Source organism: Pedobacter miscanthi (genome assembly GCF_032678605.1).
In the GTDB taxonomy this organism is placed as follows: Bacteria; Bacteroidota; Bacteroidia; order Sphingobacteriales; family Sphingobacteriaceae; genus Pedobacter; species Pedobacter miscanthi_A.
Genome location: NZ_JAVTSU010000016.1, coordinates 15845 through 39876, shown reverse-complemented (window position 1 = coordinate 39876; position 24032 = coordinate 15845). Strand labels below are relative to the sequence as shown.

The 24032-nt window shown below is 36.0% G+C and carries 26 protein-coding genes; 15 read left to right on the top strand and 11 right to left on the bottom strand.

Annotated elements, in window-relative coordinates; genetic code table 11:
* Nucleotides 1-62: 62 nt before the first annotated feature.
* The 4 genes from R2R28_RS21760 to R2R28_RS21745 all read left to right on the top strand — a co-directional run bounded on the left by R2R28_RS21760 (nucleotide 63) and on the right by R2R28_RS21745 (nucleotide 3367).
* Nucleotides 63-422, top strand: coding sequence for a four helix bundle protein (locus tag R2R28_RS21760; protein WP_316827763.1), 360 nt, complete (start codon nucleotides 63-65; stop codon nucleotides 420-422).
* A 57-nt stretch (nucleotides 423-479) separates the two neighbouring features.
* Entirely contained in the window at nucleotides 480-1187 is a 708-nt protein-coding gene (gene clpP, locus R2R28_RS21755; protein ID WP_215128617.1) for an ATP-dependent Clp endopeptidase proteolytic subunit ClpP, read from the top strand.
* Nucleotides 1141-2409 (top strand): ATP-dependent Clp protease ATP-binding subunit ClpX, encoded by a 1269-nt coding sequence (gene clpX / locus R2R28_RS21750; RefSeq protein WP_410479193.1) that lies wholly within the window; start codon nucleotides 1141-1143, stop codon nucleotides 2407-2409. Before clpP ends, clpX begins: the two co-directional genes overlap by 47 nt.
* 94 nt (nucleotides 2410-2503) lie before the next feature.
* Complete coding sequence (locus tag R2R28_RS21745) at nucleotides 2504-3367, top strand: AMP nucleosidase (RefSeq protein ID WP_316827761.1); 864 nt, start codon at nucleotides 2504-2506, stop codon at nucleotides 3365-3367.
* Nucleotides 3368-3457: 90 nt separating this feature from the next.
* Here R2R28_RS21745 and R2R28_RS21740 read toward each other — a convergent pair whose 3' ends face one another.
* Together R2R28_RS21740 and R2R28_RS21735 are read right to left on the bottom strand one after the other, a co-directional pair.
* Nucleotides 3458-4117 (bottom strand): ATP-binding cassette domain-containing protein, encoded by a 660-nt coding sequence (locus R2R28_RS21740; protein WP_316827760.1) that lies wholly within the window; start codon nucleotides 4115-4117, stop codon nucleotides 3458-3460.
* A gap of 462 nt (nucleotides 4118-4579) precedes the next feature.
* On the bottom strand, nucleotides 4580-5440 hold the full coding sequence (locus R2R28_RS21735; RefSeq protein WP_010601359.1) for an RNA polymerase sigma factor RpoD/SigA: 861 nt from the start codon (nucleotides 5438-5440) through the stop codon (nucleotides 4580-4582).
* A 444-nt stretch (nucleotides 5441-5884) separates the two neighbouring features.
* Between R2R28_RS21735 and R2R28_RS21730 the strand changes: the two genes are divergently transcribed.
* The 4 genes from R2R28_RS21730 to R2R28_RS21715 are packed head-to-tail and all read left to right on the top strand — an operon-like array spanning nucleotide 5885 to nucleotide 7805.
* Nucleotides 5885-6472 (top strand): hypothetical protein, encoded by a 588-nt coding sequence (locus R2R28_RS21730; RefSeq protein ID WP_316827759.1) that lies wholly within the window; start codon nucleotides 5885-5887, stop codon nucleotides 6470-6472.
* Between the two features lie 3 nt (nucleotides 6473-6475).
* Nucleotides 6476-7069: a hypothetical protein gene (locus tag R2R28_RS21725; protein ID WP_316827758.1), complete on the top strand. Its 594-nt coding sequence runs from the start codon at nucleotides 6476-6478 to the stop codon at nucleotides 7067-7069.
* Nucleotide 7070: 1 nt separating this feature from the next.
* Complete coding sequence (locus R2R28_RS21720) at nucleotides 7071-7562, top strand: DUF2975 domain-containing protein (protein WP_316827757.1); 492 nt, start codon at nucleotides 7071-7073, stop codon at nucleotides 7560-7562.
* A 36-nt stretch (nucleotides 7563-7598) separates the two neighbouring features.
* Nucleotides 7599-7805 carry a helix-turn-helix transcriptional regulator gene (locus R2R28_RS21715; RefSeq protein ID WP_316827756.1) on the top strand — a complete coding sequence of 69 codons (207 nt, stop codon included), beginning with the start codon at nucleotides 7599-7601 and terminating at the stop codon, nucleotides 7803-7805.
* Between the two features lie 470 nt (nucleotides 7806-8275).
* Here R2R28_RS21715 and sucC read toward each other — a convergent pair whose 3' ends face one another.
* The 7 genes from sucC to R2R28_RS21680 all read right to left on the bottom strand — a co-directional run bounded on the left by sucC (nucleotide 8276) and on the right by R2R28_RS21680 (nucleotide 14656).
* The gene (gene sucC, locus R2R28_RS21710; protein ID WP_316827755.1) at nucleotides 8276-9475 is read right to left on the bottom strand and encodes an ADP-forming succinate--CoA ligase subunit beta; all 1200 of its coding nucleotides are present in this window, start codon (nucleotides 9473-9475) and stop codon (nucleotides 8276-8278) included.
* A 188-nt stretch (nucleotides 9476-9663) separates the two neighbouring features.
* The gene (locus tag R2R28_RS21705) at nucleotides 9664-10362 is read right to left on the bottom strand and encodes a hypothetical protein (protein ID WP_316827754.1); all 699 of its coding nucleotides are present in this window, start codon (nucleotides 10360-10362) and stop codon (nucleotides 9664-9666) included.
* A gap of 101 nt (nucleotides 10363-10463) precedes the next feature.
* A complete protein-coding gene (locus R2R28_RS21700) occupies nucleotides 10464-10772 on the bottom strand; it encodes a hypothetical protein (RefSeq protein WP_316827753.1) in 309 nt (102 codons plus the stop codon).
* Nucleotides 10773-10875: 103 nt separating this feature from the next.
* Nucleotides 10876-11646, bottom strand: coding sequence for a ferritin-like domain-containing protein (locus R2R28_RS21695; protein ID WP_316827752.1), 771 nt, complete (start codon nucleotides 11644-11646; stop codon nucleotides 10876-10878).
* A 139-nt stretch (nucleotides 11647-11785) separates the two neighbouring features.
* Complete coding sequence (locus R2R28_RS21690) at nucleotides 11786-13345, bottom strand: DUF4173 domain-containing protein (RefSeq protein ID WP_316827751.1); 1560 nt, start codon at nucleotides 13343-13345, stop codon at nucleotides 11786-11788.
* A 376-nt stretch (nucleotides 13346-13721) separates the two neighbouring features.
* On the bottom strand, nucleotides 13722-14018 hold the full coding sequence (locus R2R28_RS21685) for a winged helix-turn-helix domain-containing protein (protein ID WP_025142943.1): 297 nt from the start codon (nucleotides 14016-14018) through the stop codon (nucleotides 13722-13724).
* 2 nt (nucleotides 14019-14020) lie between these two features.
* Nucleotides 14021-14656, bottom strand: coding sequence for a hypothetical protein (locus tag R2R28_RS21680; protein WP_316827750.1), 636 nt, complete (start codon nucleotides 14654-14656; stop codon nucleotides 14021-14023).
* Between the two features lie 263 nt (nucleotides 14657-14919).
* Between R2R28_RS21680 and R2R28_RS21675 the strand changes: the two genes are divergently transcribed.
* The 7 genes from R2R28_RS21675 (at nucleotide 14920) to R2R28_RS21645 (ending at nucleotide 21716) form a co-directional block, all read left to right on the top strand.
* Nucleotides 14920-15570 (top strand): ABC transporter ATP-binding protein, encoded by a 651-nt coding sequence (locus R2R28_RS21675; RefSeq protein WP_316827749.1) that lies wholly within the window; start codon nucleotides 14920-14922, stop codon nucleotides 15568-15570.
* 86 nt (nucleotides 15571-15656) lie between these two features.
* Nucleotides 15657-16136 (top strand): hypothetical protein, encoded by a 480-nt coding sequence (locus tag R2R28_RS21670; protein ID WP_316827748.1) that lies wholly within the window; start codon nucleotides 15657-15659, stop codon nucleotides 16134-16136.
* A 1-nt stretch (nucleotide 16137) separates the two neighbouring features.
* On the top strand, nucleotides 16138-16746 hold the full coding sequence (locus tag R2R28_RS21665) for an HAD family hydrolase (RefSeq protein WP_316827747.1): 609 nt from the start codon (nucleotides 16138-16140) through the stop codon (nucleotides 16744-16746).
* Between the two features lie 3 nt (nucleotides 16747-16749).
* Nucleotides 16750-18258 (top strand): S41 family peptidase, encoded by a 1509-nt coding sequence (locus tag R2R28_RS21660; RefSeq protein ID WP_316827746.1) that lies wholly within the window; start codon nucleotides 16750-16752, stop codon nucleotides 18256-18258.
* A 148-nt stretch (nucleotides 18259-18406) separates the two neighbouring features.
* The gene (locus R2R28_RS21655) at nucleotides 18407-18673 is read left to right on the top strand and encodes a hypothetical protein (protein WP_316827745.1); all 267 of its coding nucleotides are present in this window, start codon (nucleotides 18407-18409) and stop codon (nucleotides 18671-18673) included.
* 50 nt (nucleotides 18674-18723) lie between these two features.
* The gene (dprA, locus tag R2R28_RS21650) at nucleotides 18724-19818 is read left to right on the top strand and encodes a DNA-processing protein DprA (RefSeq protein ID WP_316827744.1); all 1095 of its coding nucleotides are present in this window, start codon (nucleotides 18724-18726) and stop codon (nucleotides 19816-19818) included.
* A 536-nt stretch (nucleotides 19819-20354) separates the two neighbouring features.
* Nucleotides 20355-21716: a pyridoxal-phosphate dependent enzyme gene (locus R2R28_RS21645; RefSeq protein WP_316827743.1), complete on the top strand. Its 1362-nt coding sequence runs from the start codon at nucleotides 20355-20357 to the stop codon at nucleotides 21714-21716.
* A gap of 210 nt (nucleotides 21717-21926) precedes the next feature.
* On the opposite strand, the gene murA is transcribed toward R2R28_RS21645, so the two are convergent.
* Together murA and R2R28_RS21635 are read right to left on the bottom strand one after the other, a co-directional pair.
* Complete coding sequence (gene murA / locus R2R28_RS21640; protein WP_316827742.1) at nucleotides 21927-23252, bottom strand: UDP-N-acetylglucosamine 1-carboxyvinyltransferase; 1326 nt, start codon at nucleotides 23250-23252, stop codon at nucleotides 21927-21929.
* Nucleotides 23253-23339: 87 nt separating this feature from the next.
* The gene (locus R2R28_RS21635) at nucleotides 23340-24032 is read right to left on the bottom strand and encodes a DUF4290 domain-containing protein (protein WP_316827741.1); all 693 of its coding nucleotides are present in this window, start codon (nucleotides 24030-24032) and stop codon (nucleotides 23340-23342) included.

The following is a 24032-nucleotide window of genomic DNA, read 5'->3' as shown; positions in this document are numbered from 1 at the left end:
TCAGCGTTTAACAACGAGCCAAAGCCACTTTGAAAATAATAGTGCTATTGCTGTATTTAGTTATGGCACAATTTAAATTTCAATCGCTCGAAGTTTGGCAGTTATCAATTGCTTTAACTGATAAATTACTTGATATAGCTGACCGATTGTCAGTTGATAAAAAATACAGATTTGCAGAGCAGCTCAATGGGGCTGCTCTTAGCATATCCAATAATATTGCTGAAGGTTCAGGTTCTATTTCTAATAAGGAATTGGCTCATTATCTGAATATTGCGCATCGATCCGCCTTTGAGAATGCAAATATTTTAGTAGTTTTAGGACGGAGAAAATATATTTCTGACATAGAACTGAATGATTATCTGGAAGAATTGGATAAATTGGCACGGAAATTAACCAACTTCAGAAAGTTTTTATTAAAATAACCGCGTATTTCGCTTAAGCGCCAAACGCTTACCGCAAAGCGCCAAACTCTATAACTCATGAACATAGATTCACAAGAATTCAGAAAATTTGCCGTTAAACATCAGGGGATTGGCGGTTTACACGTAGATAAATTTATTGCTCAGGCTAATCTATCGCCACAATCGATGACGCCATATATTATTGAAGAACGCCAAATGAACGTAGCTCAAATGGATGTTTTTTCAAGATTAATGATGGACCGTATTATCTTTTTAGGTGATGCCATTTACGATCAGAATGCCAACATTATCCAGGCGCAGTTGCTGTTTTTACAGTCAACAGATGCTGATAGAGACATTCAGATCTATATTAACTCGCCAGGTGGTTCAGTTTATGCTGGTTTAGGTATTTATGATACCATGCAGTATATTCAGCCCGATGTGGCTACAATTTGTACGGGTATGGCAGCATCAATGGGCGCTGTTTTATTGGTTGCTGGTGCAGAAGGTAAACGCTCTGCGTTGCCACACTCAAGGGTAATGATTCACCAACCGTCAGGAGGTGCACAAGGTGTAGCATCTGATATGGAGATCAACTTAAGAGAGATGTTGAAATTGAAAAAAGAATTATACGATATTATTTCAGAGCACTCTGGACAAACTTATGACTGGGTAGAGAAAGCTTCAGATCGTGATTACTGGATGAGTGCTGAAGAAGCCAAAGGATTTGGTATGATTGATGAAGTATTATCGAGAAACGCAAGAAAAAATGGCGAAACAAAATAAAGAATCCCGTTGCTCATTCTGCCATTCTGGCAAGCATGAAACTTTAATGTTAATTGAAGGCATGGATGCATTTATCTGCGATAAGTGTGTTACCCAGGCCAATCAGTTGCTTGCGCAGGAATTAGGGACCAAAGGGACAAAAAATATTCAGGAGGCGATAAACTTATTAAAGCCGCTTGAAATTAAACAACATCTTGATCAATATGTAATTGGTCAGGATGATGCTAAAAAGGTACTAGCTGTTGCTGTGTATAATCACTATAAACGTTTAAATCAAAAGGTTGATAAAGACGAGATTGAGATTGAAAAATCGAACATCATGTTGGTGGGCGAAACCGGTACTGGTAAAACGCTTTTAGCGAAAACCATTGCGAAAATTCTGCATGTGCCATTTTGTATCTGCGATGCTACTGTTTTAACAGAAGCAGGTTACGTAGGCGAGGATGTGGAAAGTATCTTAACGCGCCTGCTTCAGGCTGCTGATTATGATGTAACGGCTGCCGAACGCGGTATTGTATATATCGATGAGGTAGATAAAGTAGCGCGTAAAAGCGACAATCCATCTATCACCCGTGATGTATCAGGCGAAGGTGTTCAGCAAGCTTTGTTAAAGATTTTAGAAGGTACTGTGGTAAACGTTCCACCTCAGGGCGGACGTAAGCACCCTGATCAGAAGATGATCCCGGTAAACACCAATAATATTTTATTTATCTGTGGTGGAGCATTTGATGGCATTGAACGTAAAATTGCGAACCGTTTACGCACACAGGCTGTAGGATACAGGGTAAAGAAAGATGAGACCGTTTTAGATCTTAAAAATCTTTATAAGTATATTACACCTCAGGATTTGAAATCTTTTGGTTTAATTCCCGAATTAATTGGTCGTATACCAGTTCTTTCGCACTTAAATCCTTTAGATAAAGAATCATTAAGAAACATTTTAACGGCACCTAAAAATTCATTGATCAAGCAATACGTTAAGCTTTTTGCTTACGAAGACGTTAAACTTGTTTTTGATGAAGATGTTTTAAATTTTATTGTAGATAAAGCAATGGAATATAAATTGGGTGCCCGTGGTTTAAGATCGATCTGTGAAGCCATTATGCTGGATGCGATGTTTGATACACCAACGCAAACAGATGTCAAGGAGTTACACATCAATCTCGATTACGCGATAGAGAAATTTGAAAAGGCCGACTTTAAAAAGTTACAGGCCGCTTAAAAAATCAAATCCTTCCCGTAATTCGGGAGGGATTTTTTGTAATATAGTATTGTTAACGCTACGCGCCATGCGCCATGCTCTAAACTAAAAGAATATGAACGAAGAAAAAGATATAAAAAAAGATGAAGCCATTGTAGCACAATCCAAAAAAGTAAAAGAAGTAGAAAGTCCTGTTAAGGCAGGCTTGAAGTCTAAAGACGAAATTGTTAAAAACTGGTTGCCTCGTTATACCGGCCGTCCGTTGGATCAATTTGGAGATTATATCCTGTTAACCAATTTCAGCAAATATGTAACCATGTTTTCTGAATGGAACGATAACGCGCCGATTATGGGTTTAGATAAGCCTATGCAAAGTGTTACTGCAAATGGGATCACAATTATCAACTTTGGTATGGGAAGTCCGTTGGCAGCTACCATGATGGATTTACTAACCGCAATCAAACCCAAGGCAGTATTGTTTTTAGGGAAATGCGGGGGCTTAAAAAAGAAAAACCAACTGGGCGATTTAATCCTTCCAATTGCGGCCATTAGGGGAGAAGGTACATCAAATGATTACCTTCCGGCAGAAGTGCCGGCGTTGCCAGCATTCGCCTTGCAGAAAGCAATTTCTACCACCATACGTGATCATGGAAGAGATTACTGGACTGGTACCTGTTACACCACCAACCGCAGGGTTTGGGAGCATGATAAAGAATTTAAAAAGTATTTAAAAACTTTACGCGCAATGGCAGTAGATATGGAAACTGCAACCATTTTTACCACCGCATTTGCCAATAAAATCCCTGCTGGTGCATTGCTTTTGGTTTCCGATCAACCGATGATCCCTGAAGGCGTTAAAACTGCAGAAAGCGATAGCAGCGTGACCGAAAAATATGTAGAAACACATTTACGCATCGGTATTGATTCGTTGAAACAATTAATCAATAACGGATTAACGGTGAAACACTTGTTGTTTTAATAGGTAATTAAGCTGACCACAAAGACTCAAGGCGCACCAAAAGTATCATTATTCTTTGTGTCCTTCGTGTCTTGGTGGACGTGGCTATGCTTAAGCTGTAAACCCAGGCAAGTACCCATGTAGTATTAAATCATCATCATTATTGATGGTGTAATTGCATCTGTTATGCAAAAGTACGATCCTGTCAGAAACATCTAAGATTGACTTGTAGTAATGATCAGTAATGATAAAGCCTTTGTCTGTTTTTGTTCTATTGATGTGCTTTTTCAATTCTTCGATCCATAATGGCGATAATTGTGAAAAGGGTTCATCAAGCAATACATATATGGCATCGCTGTAAATCATAAGTAAACATTCTATAAACCGGCATTCTCCACCGGATAACTGGTAAAATTTCGATTTGAGATTATTGCGAATAATTTCAATTTCAAATAATTCTGCCTGAGATTTTCTACAAAAGATATTAATGGCCTGCAAAACATTGATTTGGTGTGGAATAAAGTTATCCTGAGGCAAATAAGAAAGTTTTTTGGATAAATAACCTTTCTCATATATTTTGTTATTTATATTAAGGTATTTAAAGTTTGCCTTTACACTTCCGAAAATAATTTTTAACAAAGTAGATTTACCCGACCCATTTCTACCTAATAAGCCCACTACTTCACCAATTTCGCAGTTTAAGTAAACGCTGCTTAATACTTCTCGATCCGCAAAAGATTGGTTAACACTGTCGATAAAAAGTCCTTGCATATGGATGATATGATTAAGATTCCGATTAAAACAATTAGGTCGTATAAAGCTATGTTTATCATAATTTTTCTGAAACCAATACCTTGATTTTTGAAAAAATAGCCTGTATCCCGATAAAACATAAAATATATGGCAATGGAAAATATCCAGCCTATAAGTTTGATGAATATGGCGAAGGAGTAAATGCCCGGCGTTCTAAAGCCATTTAGCATAAAAAAACCGGATGTTAGTAAACTAACCAGCACATTCCAGATGAAAATGGGTTTGTATACAGTTAAGGAATTTTTGAGCAAGCCAATCGACATGATTTAAAGATATAAAATCATAACGATAAACTTAGTTGTTTATAATAAAAAAAGATCGCTAGCGTGTAATCGTCATTTCGACCGTAGCGGAGAAATCTAATAAACAAAAAAAGACCAGCGTTAGCCGATCTTTTAATATCTGTGTAGATCTAAAATCTTATCCTAAATAAGATTTTAAGATTTTACTTCTTGAAGTATGACGTAAGCGTTGTAACGCTTTATCTTTAATCTGACGAACACGTTCGCGTGTTAAATTAAATTTCTCACCAATCTCTTCTAACGAGAGTGGATGGTTAGAACCTAAGCCAAAGAATAAAACAATAATTTCTCTTTCTCTTTCTGTTAAGGTCGATAATGATCGTTTAATTTCTTCTGATAACGATTCATTAATTAGTGAGCTATCCGTGTTTGGCTCATGGTTTTCCAATACATCTAATAATGTATTTTCTTCACCCTGAACAAAAGGAGCATCCATTGATACATGACGGCCAGAATTACTTAATGTATCAGAAATTTTATCAACCGTAGTTTCTAAAATATCCGCTAGTTCTTCCGGAGAAGGCTCACGTTCGTATTCCTGCTCTAATTTAGAGAAGGCCTTACTGATTTTACTTAACGATCCTACCTGGTTTAAAGGTAAACGTACAATCCGGCTCTGCTCGGCAATTGCCTGCAGAATTGATTGACGGATCCACCAAACGGCATAAGAAATGAATTTGAAACCTTTGGTCTCATCAAAACGTTTTGCCGCTTTAATTAAACCTAAGTTACCTTCGTTAATTAAATCTCCTAAAGTTAAACCTTGATTTTGATATTGTTTTGCAACAGATACAACGAAACGTAAGTTGGTTTTAGTCAATCGCTCTAATGCAGCCTGATCGCCCTCACGAATCTTCCTTGCTAAAATTACTTCCTCTTCTGCTGTTATTAAATCTACTTTACCGATTTCGTGTAGATACTTATCTAAGGATTGACTTTCACGGTTGGTAATAGATTGCGTTATCTTGAGTTGTCTCATTTATACGAATTGTGTGCTCTTTAATTATTGAGTGTGCAAAGTTACGAAATTGTATGGCATTCTGAAAGGATAAAATGCTGAAAATGTTGCCGTTTGCACAATTTTTTTACAGTATTACTTACTACAAAAATCATTCCAAATAAATTTCTGACATCATTTATGTTATTCAACCCGTTATAGCTGTTATTCGGATATTATTTATTGTAAATCAATAAATATATTTTGAATTGTAATAATTAATTATTTATGTTTGTGGTGTAAATAATTAAATAAATATGACGTTTCTCAAATTTCTGTTTATCAGGCTGAAAAATACAACTTCTGGTTTTGAGTGATTTTAGCGGCAGGAATTTTTGTCAGATTTTATGACTCAACATTGCTTTTTAATCTGACCAGAAATGAATACGTTATTCTTAAATAATACTGATATTAACTTTTAATGATATGAACACATTTACCACAACTTTAAGAACATCTGCAATTACCTTAATCGCATTCTGCATCATTTCTGTGGTTGCACATCTGGTTTTTGCCTGTGTAGATTATCATAGTGAAAAGCTTAGTTTTCTGGTAAAGAAGGCTTCAAATCCCCAAATCGAAAATATTCAGGATTTGAAGTTTGAAAGTAAACAGATTGGTGAGCTAACAATCAAGCCGACCATTATGCAGGCTATCATTTTGGAAAACGGTATTTATAAGGATGGTGGTGCCACCATGCTTTTTTACCTGATATCATGTTTTGTAATACTTAACATCACAAAGAAAAAGGAAATTACTTTGGAAAGTTTAACGGAAAAGAACATTGCAAAAGTGCTTTTAACAGGAAGTGCACTATTCTTTGCACTTAAATTTCTGAGCAGGATATTGCTTAACGAATCCGTTGAAGCCCTATCTATAGGGCAGTTTAAACATTATGACAATTTACAGGGCTTTTTCGGCAGTTCAGTGCTTGTCCTGATGATTTTTAATGCCGTATATAGCCTTATCGAGTATTCGAAACAGCTTAAACAAGAAAATGATTTAACCATATAAATAATGAATAAAATTTTAAAAGTTTTTAGATACGCCGGTTTAAGCCTGGTTTTTATAGCATTAGTATCTATTGTTGGGCATTTATTTTCGGCATACGACGATTATAAGGATGGGCTAATATCTGTTAATGTGGTGGAGAAAAATGTGAAAGCAGAACCAAAGATTGTTAACGGGGCAAAATTTACAAGTATGTATATGGGTACCTATCAATTTAAACCCACTTTTATGCAAGCTATCCTTTTATCAGATAATGCTGTTAGCGATATCGGTGCGGGTATTGTATTTTATTTAATTCTGGGCGTTACGATCTTAATTATTGCATACATTAGGCCAAATTCTATTGAAAAGTTAACTGAAAGTATATTATGGCAAATTGTATTTGCAGGAGGTATTTTGTTCCTGGTTTTAAAAGGTGCTGTATTTCTACTGGTTAATAAATACGTATTGCACTTAACCAATAATCAATTTGGTATCCCAAGCTTTCATCAGAAATCCATTAATTTCAGTATGCTATCATTGGTGGCTATACTCACCATCATTTATGAACTGCTTTCTTATTCGAGAAAGCTAAAAGAAGAAAACGATTTAACCATATAATATGAAAACGCAAAATCAAATTATGCTTATTAAACTCGGTTACGTAATTACGCTGATAACTGTATTTCTATTTTCACTTAAAGATTTGGCCCGTGGTTTTGAAGACGGTTATACTGACGGGGGAAATGGAGGTATTTTTGGTTTAGTACATGGTACACTTATTCTTACAATTTCTTTCTTTGGTTTAAGGGTATTGATTTATTTATACCGTTTTATCGATTCGGTACAGGTGGGCAATGTTTTTAGTGAAAAAAATACAAGTCGCCTAAAGCGGATGGGATGGTACTGTACTGCTATTCCGTTTTTGCTGTTTATTTTTAATGCAATGGATTATATGCATTCATCGGGCAATAATGAAAATTTAATATTTAAAACCATTCAAAATGTAGATTTCCAGATCTGGTTGTTGATTTTTGGCTTAACGCTTTTAACCATTGCCTTTGTATTTAAAAAAGGGATTGAGCTTAAACAGGAAAACGATTTAACCATTTAGGTTAACTGAAAAGATTTTAACTTTACCGATTCTATAATGCCCATAATAATCAACTTAGATGTAATGCTTGCGAGGCGAAAAATGTCACTTACCGAACTGAGTGAGCGGGTAGGGATTACGATGTCTAATTTATCGATATTAAAAACCGGTAAAGCCAAAGCCATCCGTTTAGAAACACTGGAGGCTATCTGTGCTGTTCTGGATTGCCAGCCTGGCGATATTTTAGAGTTTCGTGGAGCGTAATACTCAGATATTAGCCAATTAAAAATTGTTAAACTGATTTTGGCTTTCGCCAAGCTACGCAAGGGACGGGCTCATCAGGGCTCCGCTGCGCTTCGGTACCGATGAAGGATCGGTACCGGAGCCTTACAATCCTTAACGCAGACCTATCGTTTTAAAATACGCGCAAGTTTTAAGCCTGTGCATAATTTTTCAGCCAAGAAGATCAATCGCTGGTTAAATAAACCTGATAGAACGGAAATACTTTTTGCTGCAGGGCCTTCGACTCCGCTCAGACTGACAATCACAAAAAGATTGAAGGGATAGCAGGACTTCCGGAACAGAAGAGAACAGGACCTTGACTTTCAAAATAATTAAATCTTTATACAGTAGATTTCCACCGCCGAAGAAAATCGGCTTAGCAATGACGGATCAGAATAAAAAAAACCTTCCAGTTTTCACTGAAAGGTTTTAAATATGATATAAGCCTTAAATTATGCTTGTTCTGCCAATACTTTAGTTACCAAATCAGCAGCTTCTTTCAAAGCAATTGCCGAGTATACCTGTAAACCAGACTCATCAATTAATTTTTTCGCCTCTTCGGCATTTGTACCTTGTAAACGGCAGATAATTGGCACCGGAATGTTACCGATTTCTTTATAAGCATCGATTACACCTTGAGCAACACGGTCGCAACGTACAATACCACCAAAAATGTTGATTAAAATAGCTTTAACATTAGGATCTTTCAAAATGATGTTGAAAGCCGCTTTAACCGTTTGAGCATTTGCAGTTCCACCTACGTCTAAAAAGTTTGCAGGTTCACCACCGGCTAATTTAATGATATCCATGGTAGCCATTGCTAAACCAGCACCGTTAACCATACAACCTACGTTACCATCAAGGTTAACAAAGTTCAGGTTAGAAGCACTTGCTTCAACTTCCATTGGGTCTTCTTCTGTTACATCACGCATTGCTGCATAATCAGGGTGACGGAATAAAGCGTTTTCATCTAAATTAACTTTAGCATCAACTGCAATTACTTTATCATCAGAAGTTTTTAATACCGGATTGATTTCGAACATTGAAGAATCGGTAGCTTCGTAAGCTTTATATAAAGCAGTTACAAATTTAACCATTTCTTTATGTGCTGCTCCGCTAACACCCAGGTTAAAAGCTACTTTACGTGCCTGGAAACCTTGTAAGCCAACTTTAGGGTCAATTTCTTCTTTAAAGATTAAGTGTGGCGTGTGTTCTGCAACTTCTTCAATATCCATACCACCTTCAGTACTGTACATGATGATGTTACGGCCTTTTGCACGGTCTAACAAAACAGAAATATAGAATTCCTTAGTTTCGGAAGCACCTGGATAATAAACATCCTGAGCAACTAAAATTTTACTCACTAATTTACCTTCAGGACCGGTTTGAGGAGTAACCAATTGCATGCCAATAATATCGGTTGCACGTTGTTTAACTTCATCAAGGTTTTTGGCTAATTTAACACCTCCGCCTTTACCGCGACCACCAGCGTGGATTTGCGCTTTAATTACAACCCAGTCAGAATTGTAATCAATTTTCAGTTGCTTAGCAGCCTCAACAGCTTGCTCAGGAGTATCGGCAACGATTCCTTCTTGAACGTTAACACCGAAACTTTTTAATATTTGTTTACCCTGGTATTCGTGAATATTCATTTGCTACAAAATTTGCCCAAAGCTACAATTTCAAACCCTTTAAACAAATAGCATTTATCGATTTTTTCAGAAAATGAACGTTTTATGTTAATCGGGAATAAGCATGTTATAAACGCTTCCGTTATTTTGTTTAAACATTGTTTATCTCACTCGATTTTTTAAAATTAATGTGTGATTTGTGCTTGTTTTTATAATACTTTTTTAGCTAAGTTTTTAACTTCATCTTTAAACTTCTGATCGAAAACAGCTTTTATAATCCCCGTTTTTAAATTATAAATAAAATACTCAACCTCATCTTTCTCATTAAATTCTTTGTCGCCATTCACATCCTTTATTAAATCCATTAATATTAAGTCATGTTGATCATCAATTTCCCAGCTGCCCAGGTTGTAATTATTCGGAGATATCCTTGTAAAAGATTTCCCTTCCAGATTAGAAAGGTAAAGTTTGTGAGGATCTTTACTTGTTAGTTTTTGATCTCCATCATAGTCAGAATCTGTAATGTTATAATAAATAAACTGATCAGATAGGGTTGCCTGATGATTACTACCTTTTTCTGCATTGCCAATATTGAAAGAATTGATAATAATCCTTTCTTTTGTTAATAGTTCGCTTTTACCAGAAGTAATATTATAAAAGATGAAGTTCCAATGATTAGTATTTGCTTCTCTCTTATAGCTGTCGCTATCATCATTTCTATTTAATTTTAGAGGATACAGCAGGATATTTGTTTTGTTAACAATAATCGGCGAACCATATTGAACTTTAGGCTGATACTTAGTAACCGTGGTGCTGGTTTGATTTGTAGAAATGGTTTTACTTTCTTCATTACAAGCTGTAGCCAATATAATTATGCCAGATAAAGCTGTTGAGATTGTTTTTTTCATTGTCGTTAATTTGAATTACAGTTAACTAAAAATAGACTTTTTTATAATCTTTTTCATTTTCTGCTGAGACTTGTAATGGAAATCGATATTTATTAAAAATGTTAGCTTCCTGCAAACGGTGTTCCGAAGATGCCAACTGCCAATTCTGCCCAGATTAAAAACAGTGCCAGCAAAATAGCAACCAGTATGATTGTTCTTAAGGTGCCGGTTTTTAAATTTCTAATCACCAACTCAATGGCCAAACCTGTGCTCAGTAACAAAGTACCTGCGGTTGCAAAATCGGCAAAATTCCATTTTACCTCGTTGGTAAATTGCATCGCTATTAAAGGAATAGCCAATATTGTTGCTGTTATTGTTAAAATAACAATGATTCTTAATTTGCCTGAACTCAATGTTTCCTGAATTTTCATGATTTTATGTTTTAATATAAGATTAAATAATTAAGTTTTTATTTTCCCCCATACCATTTGCACCGGGGAAATCCAACCAGAGTTGGAGGTGTTGAGCGGTTAATTATATAAGACTTTGATTTATTTTCATTGTAGATTTACTAACTTCTTTATCTTCAAATAAAATATCCTTACCTGCCACTCTGGTCAGTTTGAACTTCATTTTTTGCATGTATCTGTTAAAATTTAATTTACCGGCCTTGAATAATTTTTTATGTGCAAACCAAACCATCAAACTGGTACAAATGAAGAAACAAGAATAGGCATGGTAAGCAATCCATTTCGAGAAAGCACTTTTTTGATTAAAAATGATATATAAACGTTCTCTTTGGAAAGTAATGTGAGCAGCTTCGTCAATTAAGATATCGGTGCAGATTTGTTTGAGCAAAGTGCAATTTGTGGCATCTTTTAGCGCTTGATAAAATATTTGTGCAGCGCTTTCTACGGTGATTACGGCGATTGTCCAAAGCTCCATGTTTGTGTTGAAATATCTTATTTTCCTGAAAAGTGTATCGCCCCAATCTTTTTTAACTCTTTTTTCTTTAATTAAATCAAGGTATTTACCTAAGTTGTTACCATGTTTTTGCTCTTCTTTAATAAAAAGTTTAACAGCCTCCAGGTATTCTTCATCATTGATGGTTTTTGCATATTTTTTTGAAGCATTGATTAAATGTTTTCCTTCTGATGTTTCGCCAAGCTGCCAGGCCTGTAGCGACTTTAGGATATTTTGTTTTTCTGAATCCGAAATTTCCGGCTTAAGTGTCCAATCAATCCTATTGATTTTGCTGTTAGTTAAGAAATGATTGGTCCAATATGCTGAGGTTTGTGTTTTCATGATATTAGTTAATTAGCTTATACTTCAGTCGATGTGTAGATAGAAAATTTTGTGAACAGTACGGTACAAAATGAACCAGGCTAATGCAATTAATGCCAAAGCCATGGCTATTATATTATATCTTGTATCCATTTTGCATTTATTTATTCAATCCAAAATATTCAGCGGTATTCCAGTCCTGTAAATTCCACGATAACCAGCTTGATTCTTTGTAACGCGCTTTGAAATAGCCGATCCGTTGGTCTAATTTCCTCATTAATGCTTCTTCTGGCTGGTCTACTTTGGCAACTTCCGAGTCGTTATTGGTAGAAGGATGAATCTTTGCCCTGTTTTTATCTAGAAAAGGGAGTGTTTTTTCTGATAAAGAGGTTAAATAATAAGGATCAATAGAAACAGCATCAACATGGTTTAGATTATATTTTACAATTAAAACATCCCAGTTGATGAGGGTAAAAGTCAGCAACAGCGCAAACCAGATATTTCCGTTTACCTTGAAAAGATAGAATATGGTTTTCTGTTTGGCCACCTTGAAATAAACCGTTGCCAAACCAATGATACAAAGGGTGGCAAATACCAGTACGCCAATCCGTTTATGGGTTAAACCATGAAATTCGATATAATAACCATCACGGATGTATACCGATATGATCAGGATAAAATTCTGAACCATCCAGGTATAGGCTAATAACCTTAATGTTTTGCTTTTGTGGTAAAAGTTTAAGTTTCCCCTGAAATAATACAGGATTACTGCCATAGCCATCACGATGCTAAAGATTAACGAATTGGTACCCTGATGCAACTCCCCCGAAAAATTGCCTGAAGGTTCATAGCCAAACCAAAGGGTGGTAATATCGATGGCATTTAACATCAGCAATAGCAGATTAAGCGCGGCAAACGAAATGATACCCACGATATACTCTGTTTTTAATGCCATTTTCCTTGTTAACAGGTTGCCAGTAAATGTTTGTACGATATGGTACCATATTGTTTTCTGACCTAAGCTTCTTCTGATCCGTACCAATTGTTCTTTACATTTCAGCTCTGCTTTTTCGAGGCTTTTATCAAAAAATGCCAGCAATAAACCGCTTGTTAAAACCAAGCCGAAACAGAAATGCATAATGCGTCCGATAGTTAAATCCTTGAAAAAGAAATGAAGCAGGTTATCGAAAAAATTACCAACATTGGTGAGCATTACTTCTGCATAATGGGCGAAAACGTTACTGGCTGCTGCGTATAAACAGGCAAATATGGTTACGATGACTACCGGGATAAAAATGTATTTAATCAGCGTAAACAGCGGTTTTAGCTTAAAATTACCAATACTTACCTTACTTAAATGTTGTATGGCATTAAAAGGAATCGTAAGAACCTGTAAAAGCGCTGCTACCAAAGCTGTAAAAACCGTCCTGATTTGTTGATTATGGGCAAAGCCGACAAACATCAATAAACTGATGTAATAGGTAGCCACTGATAAATCAGAATTATTAATAAGCACCAGCACTGCAGCCAGTAAGTGCGCCAGCCCATAAATTTTGAGTTTGGTGCTTTTTACTACATCTGGGTTGATAAAAGTAATGATCAACAGGTAAATGCTATAAATGACTAAATTAAGGGCTAATCGTTCTTTCCAAAACAAAAAGGTAAATAGCAGACCGCCCAACAAGGCGGAAAGTAGCAGGAGGTTTGATTTATTTTTCATTTTATAATTTTTTAGTTAATGTTAATTTGAAAACCGTACATGAATATTCTGAGGTATAAGAAAACGATTGGTATGTTTAAGAGCATGACTATTAAAGTGAAAAGTGCTTTCCATTGATAATCATTGTTAATAAATACCGAGATAATAATTGCAAACAGTATGATTAGATTAAGCAGGGCAGCTATCAATACATAAGAAAATCCAATATATATTGAAATGCTTTGTTGCATAATAATTAGCACTATTAATAATATTGTACCAAATAGAAAAGATGCCAGTGCACTTTTTAAACCAGTGCATATAATCAGGCGTTTTGTTTCTTTTTTCATTTTTAAAAGTGCTTTGCGTTTCAAAGTAAATAATCAAAAAAAATAGTTTATAGCTTTTTTATCATTTTTTCAAGTGCATCCAGGTGAGCCTTAAAAGCTTGTTTGCCTAAAGCGGTGATAGAGTAGGTGGTACTGGTTTTTCGGCCGATAAAACCCTTATGTACCTTAATAAATTCAGCCTGTTCTAAGGTATTCAGGTGCGAGGCCAGGTTACCATCTGTTAATTCGAGCATCTGTTTTAAGTCGTTAAAGCCAATTTCGTTGTTTACTACAAGCATAGACATTACGCCAAGCCTGATCCGGCTATCGAATATTTTATTTAAATCTGCTATCGGGTTTTTCATCCTTACTGACCTCTCTCATATTTAAAATACATTAAAAGACCATAAACAATATGTAATATACCAAAACCAAAAGCCCAGAAAATTAATCCGTAACCCACATAAAACATGCAAATCAAGCCAAGAATTACTTCGCAAAAACCCAGATAGCGGATGTCGCTATAGGTAAATTTGCTGGCATTAATGAGCGCTAAACCGTAAAAAATTAAACAGCTCGGTGCAATTATGCTATAAGTATTGGGGTGGTTTATTAATAAGGCAATTATGAACAAACCGCCAGCAGCTAAAGGAATAAATAGGTTAATCAGAAGTGATTTCGAAGTTTTATCCCATATTGGAAGGTTATTTCTCTGACTTTTTCTATAAGTGAACAAAACGCCACCAGCCAAAGCTATTATTAATACAAAAACACCCAGTTTAATCAGGTTAAACTCCAGATCCATCTCTCCATCAACACCATAGCCATAACCACGCTTATTTGTATACTTGTTAATTTCGTCGTTAGCAAAATAAGCACCGATTAAAGCAATAACACCGGCAAAAACACCTGATAGGCCACTTAATGAGATAAATCTAGACGACCGGTCCATCATTTGTCTGATATCTTTTAAGGCATTTAATTGTTCTTCCTGATTGCTCATTTTAAAAGTGCTTTGTTTTTCAAAGTTAAATAGATAATTGATATTTCCAAAATTATTTTATTCCTTTTGAGATGATTGCATAAATTTAGAGATTACACAGATTTTAAGGGTATAACTTTTCACGATTGGCCTTTCTGGTTTATCTTTAGTCTTTATGCTTTTACCTTTAGTCTTTAATGCTTTTACCTTAGTCTTTAATGCTTTTACCTTGCGTCTTTATGCTTTTACCTTTAGTCTTTAACCTTTTTTACTAAATTTGAACCATGCTAAAAGCCACTGGAATAAGAAAATCGTACGGAAATTTGCAAATTTTAAAAGGTGTAAATTTTGAAGTGCAAAAAGGGGAGATTGTGAGTATTATTGGGCCATCTGGCGCAGGGAAAAGTACTTTGTTGCATATTTTAGGCACATTGGATAAACCAGATGATGGTGCTGTAGAGTTAAAAGGCACCGTAATTAACAAACTCAGCGGCGACCTGTTAAGTACTTTCCGTAATCAGAATATTGGTTTTGTATTCCAGTTTCACCATTTGTTGCCTGAGTTTAGTGCGATTGAAAATATTTGCATTCCGGCATTTATTGCGAAAACGAATAAAAAGCAAGCCGAAACCAGGGCTTTGGAGCTTTTAGATTTGTTTGGATTGAAAGACAGGGCGCAGCATAAACCCAATCAGTTATCAGGTGGCGAGCAGCAGCGCGTAGCCATAGCAAGAGCACTGATCAACAATCCATCCATCATACTGGCAGATGAACCCTCAGGTAACCTGGATTCAGAAAATGCAGCCGGATTACATCAGTTGTTTGTAACCCTGCGCGATAATTTCCACCAAACTTTTGTAATTGTTACCCATAACGAACACCTGGCAAAAACCAGCGACAGGGTAGTGAGTATGAAAGACGGTTTAATCGTATAAAAGCTAAGATTAAAGGCTTACACGATTTGAGGAAATAGAAAAATACATTCAATCATTCACTAATTTATTCATTCAATAATTATATCTTGAAAATACTCATTACAGGCGGAAACAATGCTAAAGCTTTAAAACTAATGAAGGCATTCCCCAGCCATTTTGTTTTACTCGCCGATTATGGCGATGTGCCGGGTATCATTACAGAAAAATATGCCTTTTCATCATTAGGCTTATTAAATAAAGATAGCATAGCACATATTTTACTCAATTTTTGCATTACAGAAGCGATAGATTGCATCATCCCTTTGCATGATTATGAAATTGAACCACTGGCTAAATCTGCCGTACTTTTTGGAGAATATGGTATTCAGGTTTTACTACCCGATGCTGATATAATTACTAATTATATCAACAAAGAAAAAGCTATTTTCCGGCATTTCGCTGTATTTATCCATGGTGATCATATTTTTTCGAGTGAAGAAAATGCAGACATGAAAAAACTTTCTCCTTCATTTAATGGTGTATTTGGCTATAATAATACGGATGACCTAAAACTTTTCACTATTTAATATGGATGCATATCAATACGTTAAAGATAAACAGCTCATTATTTTTGAATTGGACGATGTACTTTTTCCAGAGAAAGATTATCTGCTACAGGTTTATTATCTGTTTGCCCAGTTTATAGAATATACGGAACAAAAAAATGCGCAGCCCATCATCAGCTTTATGCAAACTGAATATGAGAAAGCCGGATCAGCAGAACTTTTCGAAAAAACGGCAAAACAATTTGGGATTGATGAAAAATACAAACATAATTTCGATCTTTTGCATCAAAATGCCCGTTTACCTTTAAAGCTATTGTTGTATAAGAACATGCTCGATTTTATGCAGGAATTGGTTGTAGACCGCAAGCTGATTGTTATTGTAACAGCCGGAAATCCGGAACAGCAACTCAATAAAATCAAACAAACCGAGTGGAATGGTTTGGAACAATACCTCACCGTTTATTTTACCGAAGAACTGAATCTGCCTAAATCAGAAATTTTTCAGAACATACTAAACAACAATAATTTACCGGCTAACAAAGCGTTAGTTGTTGGTGCAAATAATTTTGATGAGCAACAATCTAAATTAATTAATTTGCCGTATATTGTGTCACTAGAAATTTACAAATAGAGTATGTTAAAAAAGTTTAATGCACAAAATATTTTTTTGTGTTTTTTGATGGTGGCTGTATGTTTTACTTTTTCTTGTAAAAAAAGCAGTTCTAACCCTGATGAGAATGGCGTTGTTGAAACAAATTTTTTGCAAACCAAAACTACAGATCGTTCATTGCTGACAAAAGATTCGATCTTTTTGTATGCTAAACAAACTTATTACTGGAATATTGGCATGCCAGGTTACGATACTTTTAATCCGCGCAAGTATGCCAGTAGTCAGCAGGTGGTTACGGCCATAAGGGCTTTATCAAGTAACGGTGGTAAGGATAAATACTCTTTTTTAGATGATGGTACTGTGGCTGGAGAATTAGGTGGTGTTGGTGGTGATTTTGGTTTTTCGGTGTTTTTTGCCGGAACAAACGATTTAAGGGTTAAGTATGTTTACGCCAATTCTCCTGCAGCTAACCAAGCTTTAAAAAGAGGTTACCAGATTACCAAAATTAATGGTAATAGTGATAATATCAATACCAGTGATGCCGGTTTAGACTATGTAGTAAATGCCATATTCGGTTCGAATGCAACAGTTACCATGACGATCGTTAAGCCTGATAAAACGGTTCAGGATGTAACCATCAGCAAAGCGAGTTATAACATCAATCCTATCCTCTATACCAACACGTATGCTGTAGGTTCTAAAAAAGTAGGTTATATTGTGTTTAATAGTTTTACCACTAATTCAACAAAGTTACTGGATGATGCATTTACGCAATTTGCAAACAATGGTGTTACCGAATTGATTGTGGATTTACGCTATAATGGGGGTGGTTCTGTACAAACATCAGAGAATTTCACCAACTTAATTGCTCCTTCCTCTCAAAATGGTAAAGTAATGTACACCACATACTGGACTAAAACCATGCAGGATCAGATGGCTACCATTCTTCAGAATCAGAAGTTTTATGCTCCTGGCAGAGATGGCAAGCCCGAAATTTTTTCTTATTTTGATTATTCATATAAACCAACCATTGCGGCCGGAAACCAGGAGGTTTTTGCTAAACGAGGCACACTTAATGGTTTAAAAAGGGTATATTTTATTGTAACAAGCGGTACAGCCTCGGCAAGTGAACTATTGATTAATAATTTAAAGCCGGTTATAGATGTTAAATTGGTTGGTAAAAAAACTTATGGAAAACCGGTTGGGTTTTTCTCTATCCGTATTGATAAAAGCGATTTATATATTCCCCAGTTTGAAACCAGAAACCAGTTAAACCAAGGAGGGTATTTTGATGGTATGACCGTTGATAAAGATGTGGCCGATGATGTAACCAGAGATTTTGGCGACCCTGCGGAAAAAATGCTGGCTGAAGCTTTATATTATACTGCTAATGGTAATTTCACTTCTTTAATTAAAAACAATACAATTAGCAGTACCTCACCTTTATCGAAAAACCAATTTGATGATGTTTCTGCTAAAATGGATCATGAATTTAAAGGAATGGTTGAAACACGAAAGCTGAAATTTAAGTAGTTACAGGTATTAATACATAAAAGGCCAGTTTTGTAGTTCGAAACCGGCCTTTTTTAATGTATTAATTTACAATAAATGAATAAATAAGAGTTGCATTTTTTATAAAAAATTGATAAGCTTGTTTAACATTAATCGTTAAAGAGACACCATGCCAATAGAAATTATAGAAAAGGAACACATTAGTTATTTAAACATCATTAATGCAAAAGAAGACCATACCATTGAATTAAAAACAAAGCTTGATGAAGCACAGCGGCTTGGGAACGAATTTAAATCGAAAGCTGTTATTACATTTAATACCACCATTGGCCCCAAACGGGTTGATACCACCGTTTGGTCTGTTACTGAAAAATACATACAACTTAAAAATAACATTCATATTCCACTGAAAAGTTTAATTGATATTGATTTTTAAGCTTGCTTTAAGGAAATAAATCATCCCGCATTTATTTAACCTTACAAAACATGAGCACGCTGCACAAAATTGCCTTAACCTTTATTAAATCTATTGGCCCCATAACAGCCAAAAACCTGCTTGCTTATTGTGGAAATGCCGAAAATATATTTTCGGCATCAAAAAAACAACTTCTGCAAATTCCGGGCATTGGCGAGAAAACAATTGAGGCTATACGGGCTACTAATGCCTTAACAAGGGCGCAACAAGAATTGGATTTTGTGGAAAAACACGGAATCGAGGTATTGTTTTTTTCGGATGAAAAATACCCCAAACGTTTAAAAAACTGTTTCGATGCACCAATTTTACTCTATGCAAAAGGAACAGCAGATTTAAACCATAAGCGCATCATTAGCATTGTGGGTACAAGAAATGCAACTGCCTACGGGAAAAATCTCTGTAAAGAATTATGCGAAATTTTAGCCCCTTATGATGTGCTTGTGGTGAGTGGCCTTGCTTATGGGATCGATGTAACTGCCCATAAAGAATGTTTAGCCAACAATATTTCTACTGTAGGGGTACTTGGGCATGGATTAGATCGTTTGTATCCAAAAATCCATAAAACCACCGCTCAAAACATGGTATTAAATGGAGCTTTACTTACTGAATTTCCAATCCTCACAAACCCCGACAGACAAAATTTTCCACAAAGAAATAGGATTATTGCAGGCATTGCCGACGCCACTATTGTGGTAGAAGCTTCAATAAAAGGTGGCGCGTTAATCACCGCCGAAATTGCCAATTCTTATAATAAAGATGTGTATGCTTTTCCCGGCAGAACAAATGATGTTTTTTCGGAAGGCTGTAATTTTCTGATCAAAACCAATCGGGCAGGGCTAATCAACAATGCACACGATCTGATTTATTATTTAGGATGGGATGATGAAGTACAGGAAAAGAAAAAAGCATCTCAAACTACTTTACGCTTAAGTCTTACGCCTAACGAAGAAAAAGTGGTAGAAGCTTTACAAAATGGCCAGCTTTCTATCGATGAGCTTTGCATTCAGTTAAATATCCAGCAGAGTAAACTATCTATTGTAATCCTCACATTAGAAATGCAGGCAATCATTGTTTCCTTGCCGGGTAAGATTTATAAGTTGGTATAATTGAGCTAAATATTAGATTTTATTACATTGTTATTGATATTTTTTGGTAACTATATAATAACGGGTACTTATTTTATCCATGAGTTTACGCTTAGCTAGGCCAAAGCGCTGTACCCACGTTCTACTTAAGTCCGGCCTAATAAATTTTCAACCGGTGTTTTTTGTTTTTTCACTTGTTCCTGTTTTTTTAATTGTGTTGAAGCTAGCTCTGCTGTCTTTTTGACAGCAAAAAGAAAGGCCAATCGGCAGCGGCGGACCTGTACCGATTTTCCATCGGTAGCCGAGGCAAGGATGTGCAGTAGGAAAAAAATAATCCATACCGATACGACATTCGCATTGATGTTTACATTATTAGATTAAAACTTGCAATGGCGAACCCATTATCCGAAATTGCATTTCGCCCAATAATCAATCTATAATGCCCATCATAATTATAGATTATGCAATTAAATTCTATTAAATTTTAATTTTCGAAATTTTGTTTCAAATAAAATATAGTTTATAAAATACTTAATGCCTTTGCTTAATTTTGCAGGATGTGGTACAATAATATTTTAGAAACGATTGGCAATACGCCTTTGGTAAAATTGAATACGATTACAAAAGGTGTTCCGGGAACAATCCTGGCGAAAATAGAGACTACTAATCCAGGTAACTCGATTAAAGACCGTATGGCGGTTAAAATGATCGAAGATGCCGAGAAAAGCGGTAAGTTAAAACCAGGAGGAACAATTATTGAAGGAACCTCAGGAAATACAGGCATGGGACTGGCTATGGCCGCCATAATTAAAGGCTATAAATGTATTTTCACCACTACTGATAAACAATCAAAAGAAAAAGTTGATGCCCTGCGTGCATTTGGTGCTGAAGTAATTGTTTGTCCTACAAATGTTGAGCCTGAAGATCCACGTTCTTATTATTCAGTTTCATCGCGTTTAGAGCGTGAAGTGCCGAATTCATGGAAGCCTAACCAATACGATAATTTAGCCAATTCGCAGGCACATTACGAGCAAACTGGTCCGGAAATTTGGGAGCAGACTGAAGGTAAAATTACACATTTAGTGGTTGGCGTGGGTACAGGTGGAACCATTTCTGGAACTGGAAAATACTTAAAAGAAAAAAATCCGAACATTAAGGTTTGGGGAATTGATACGTATGGATCTGTTTTTAAAAAATATAAGGAAACAGGCATATTCGATAAGGATGAAATTTATCCATATATCACCGAAGGTATAGGGGAAGATTTTCTTCCTGCAAACGTAAATTTTGATGTAATTGATCTATTCGAAAAGGTTACAGACAAAGATGCTGCTTTAATGACGCGTGATATTGCCCGCAAAGAAGGTATTTTTGTAGGTAATTCAGCTGGTGCTGCATTAGGGGGCTTAATTCAGTTAAAGGATAAATTAAAGCCAGAAGATGTAGTAGTGGTAATTTTCCATGATCATGGTAGCCGTTACATGGGCAAAATGTATAACGAAGATTGGTTACGTGAACGTGGGTTTTTGCAGGATGAAAAATTAACAGCTAAATCTATTCTTGCTAAAAAAGAAAACACAGAGATTGTAACTTTGGATGCCGAAAAATCAGTGCTTGAGGCGATAAATACCATTAAATCGATGAATATTTCTCAAATTCCGGTTACACAACAAGGTATGATTGTTGGTAAAATTGCGGAAAGTGATATTTTAAGTGCATTATTGGAAAATCCGGGACTAAAATCTGCGCCAATTTCAGAAATTATGACAGCTACTTTCCCATTTGTTGATTTAAACACATCAATTGATAAAATTTCATCATTGATCAATAAAGAAAACTCAGCAGTATTAGTTGAAGATGAAACCGGCAAGATTGAAATTATTACGCAATACGATATTATTAATGCGATATCGGGGTAGAATGATGTAAAATGTGAGATGGAGTAGATTGATCGTCATTTCGAGCGTAGCCGAGAAATCTATTCACTAAATATGGTTTAAAGATCTCTCCATTTCGCCGCGCTTCAGTCGAGATGACGAAAAATCATAAAAAATGCCCAAGTAAAATTTTACCTGGGCATTTTTGCTATATGCTATTTAGATTTAAGCCTTAGTCTTTCTGCTTTAAGCTTAATGGCTCGGTGCATCGGCATTTACACGCTTAATCTGCGCACCTAATGCACGTAAACGGGTATCAATGTCCTGGTAGCCGCGCTCAATCTGTTCGATGTTGTAAATGGTCGATTTACCTTCTGCAGATAATGCGGCGATTAATAATGAAACTCCAGCGCGGATATCAGGAGAAGTCATGCTGATGCCACGTAATTTATATTTTTTATCAATTCCATTAACCGTTGCACGGTGCGGATCGCAAAGGATAATCTGAGCACCCATATCAATTAATTTATCCACGAAAAATAAGCGGCTTTCGAACATTTTTTGGTGAATTAAAACGTTTCCTTTCGCTTGTGTAGCCACAACCAGTACGATACTCAATAAATCAGGGGTAAAACCTGGCCATGGAGAATCGGCAATGGTTAAAATTGATCCATCAATAAAAGTATCAATTTCATAGTGTTTTTGTGATGGAACGTAAATGTCATCACCACGGCGCTCTAGTTTAATTCCAAGTTTTCTGAAAACTTCCGGAATTACACCAAGCTCATCATAACAAACATTTTTGATGGTAATTTCAGATTCCGTCATTGCAGCCATACCAATGAAAGAACCAATTTCAATCATATCCGGCAACATTCTGTGCTCGGTTCCGCCTAAAACGCTAACGCCTTCGATGGTTAATAAATTAGAACCAATGCCCGATATTTTTGCACCCATACGGTTAAGCATTTTACAAAGCTGTTGTAAATATGGTTCGCAGGCTGCGTTATAAATGGTGGTGGTACCTTTAGCCAAAACAGCTGCCATTACAATGTTTGCTGTTCCCGTTACCGAAGCTTCATCTAACAAAATGTAAGCGCCTTGTAAATTGGTTGCATCTACATTAAAGAAAGCTTTTTTGCTGTCATAAACAAATTTTGCACCTAATTTCTCGAAGCCGATAAAGTGAGTATCCAATCTTCTGCGGCCGATTTTATCACCTCCCGGTTTAGGAATTGCTGCTTTACCAAAACGTGCCAACAATGGACCAACAATCATAATCGAACCACGTAAGCCGCCACCTTTAGCTTTAAAAGTATCAGACTCGAAAAAGTTTAAATCGATATTTTTGGCTTCGAAGGTATAAGTGTCTTTGTTGATGCGCTCAACAGTAACCCCTAAATCGCTCAATAATTCGATTAGTTTGTTTACATCTTTAATATCGGGGATATTGCTGATGGTTACTTTTTCTTTGGTAAGCAATACTGCTGATAAAATCTGTAAAGCCTCATTTTTGGCACCTTGTGGGGTAATCTCGCCTTTTAATTTAATTCCGCCTGTTATTTCAAATGCGTTCATATATTTTTTAATTTAGTATCGGGTATCAAGCATTAGCCTGGATAACGGTGTTTTAACCTCCCACCTTATGCCTTTTACCCTTAACCTTTAATATTTAGGTTTATTGTTGTTGTTTGGCCTGCGATTGTTGTTGTTATTATTATTCTGACGGTTTTTACCGTTGTTGTTATTGTTATTGCTTCTGCCGCGGTTGTTATTGTTATTATTGTTTTGCCGCGGATTTGGAGCCCTGAATTCAACCTTTGCCAGGTTAACACCTTCATCAAGCGATAATAATCCGCCAGAAAGGTATTTTAAATCCTTAATAATGGTATCGTCACTCACATTATCCTTATTCCAGGTTACATAGGCCATTTTCATGAAATTTGCAATGCTTTGCACCATTGCTTTTTTAATTTCAGTGTCTTCTTCACGCATGGCCTTTTCAATCAGGTTCTCAACAGTTTTACCATAATGTTTATAGGTAATGCGTTGTTGAGGGTAGGCCAGCGGCTCAGGTTTGATATAAGCATTCTCAATTAAAGGCTTAGGATATGGACTATCCACATCGATCTGGTAACCCGAGATAATGTGCAGGTGATCCCAAAGCTTATGCTTAAAATCGGCAACATCACGCAAATGTGGTTGCAAAAATCCCATCAGGTCGATTACCGCCTGGGCATATTTATTACGTTCTTCTATGGTTGGTAATTCGCAGATATACTTCACCATGTTTTGTACGTTACGGCCATATTCAGATAAAATTAAATGGCTACGCGTAGTATTATAATCAAAATTCAT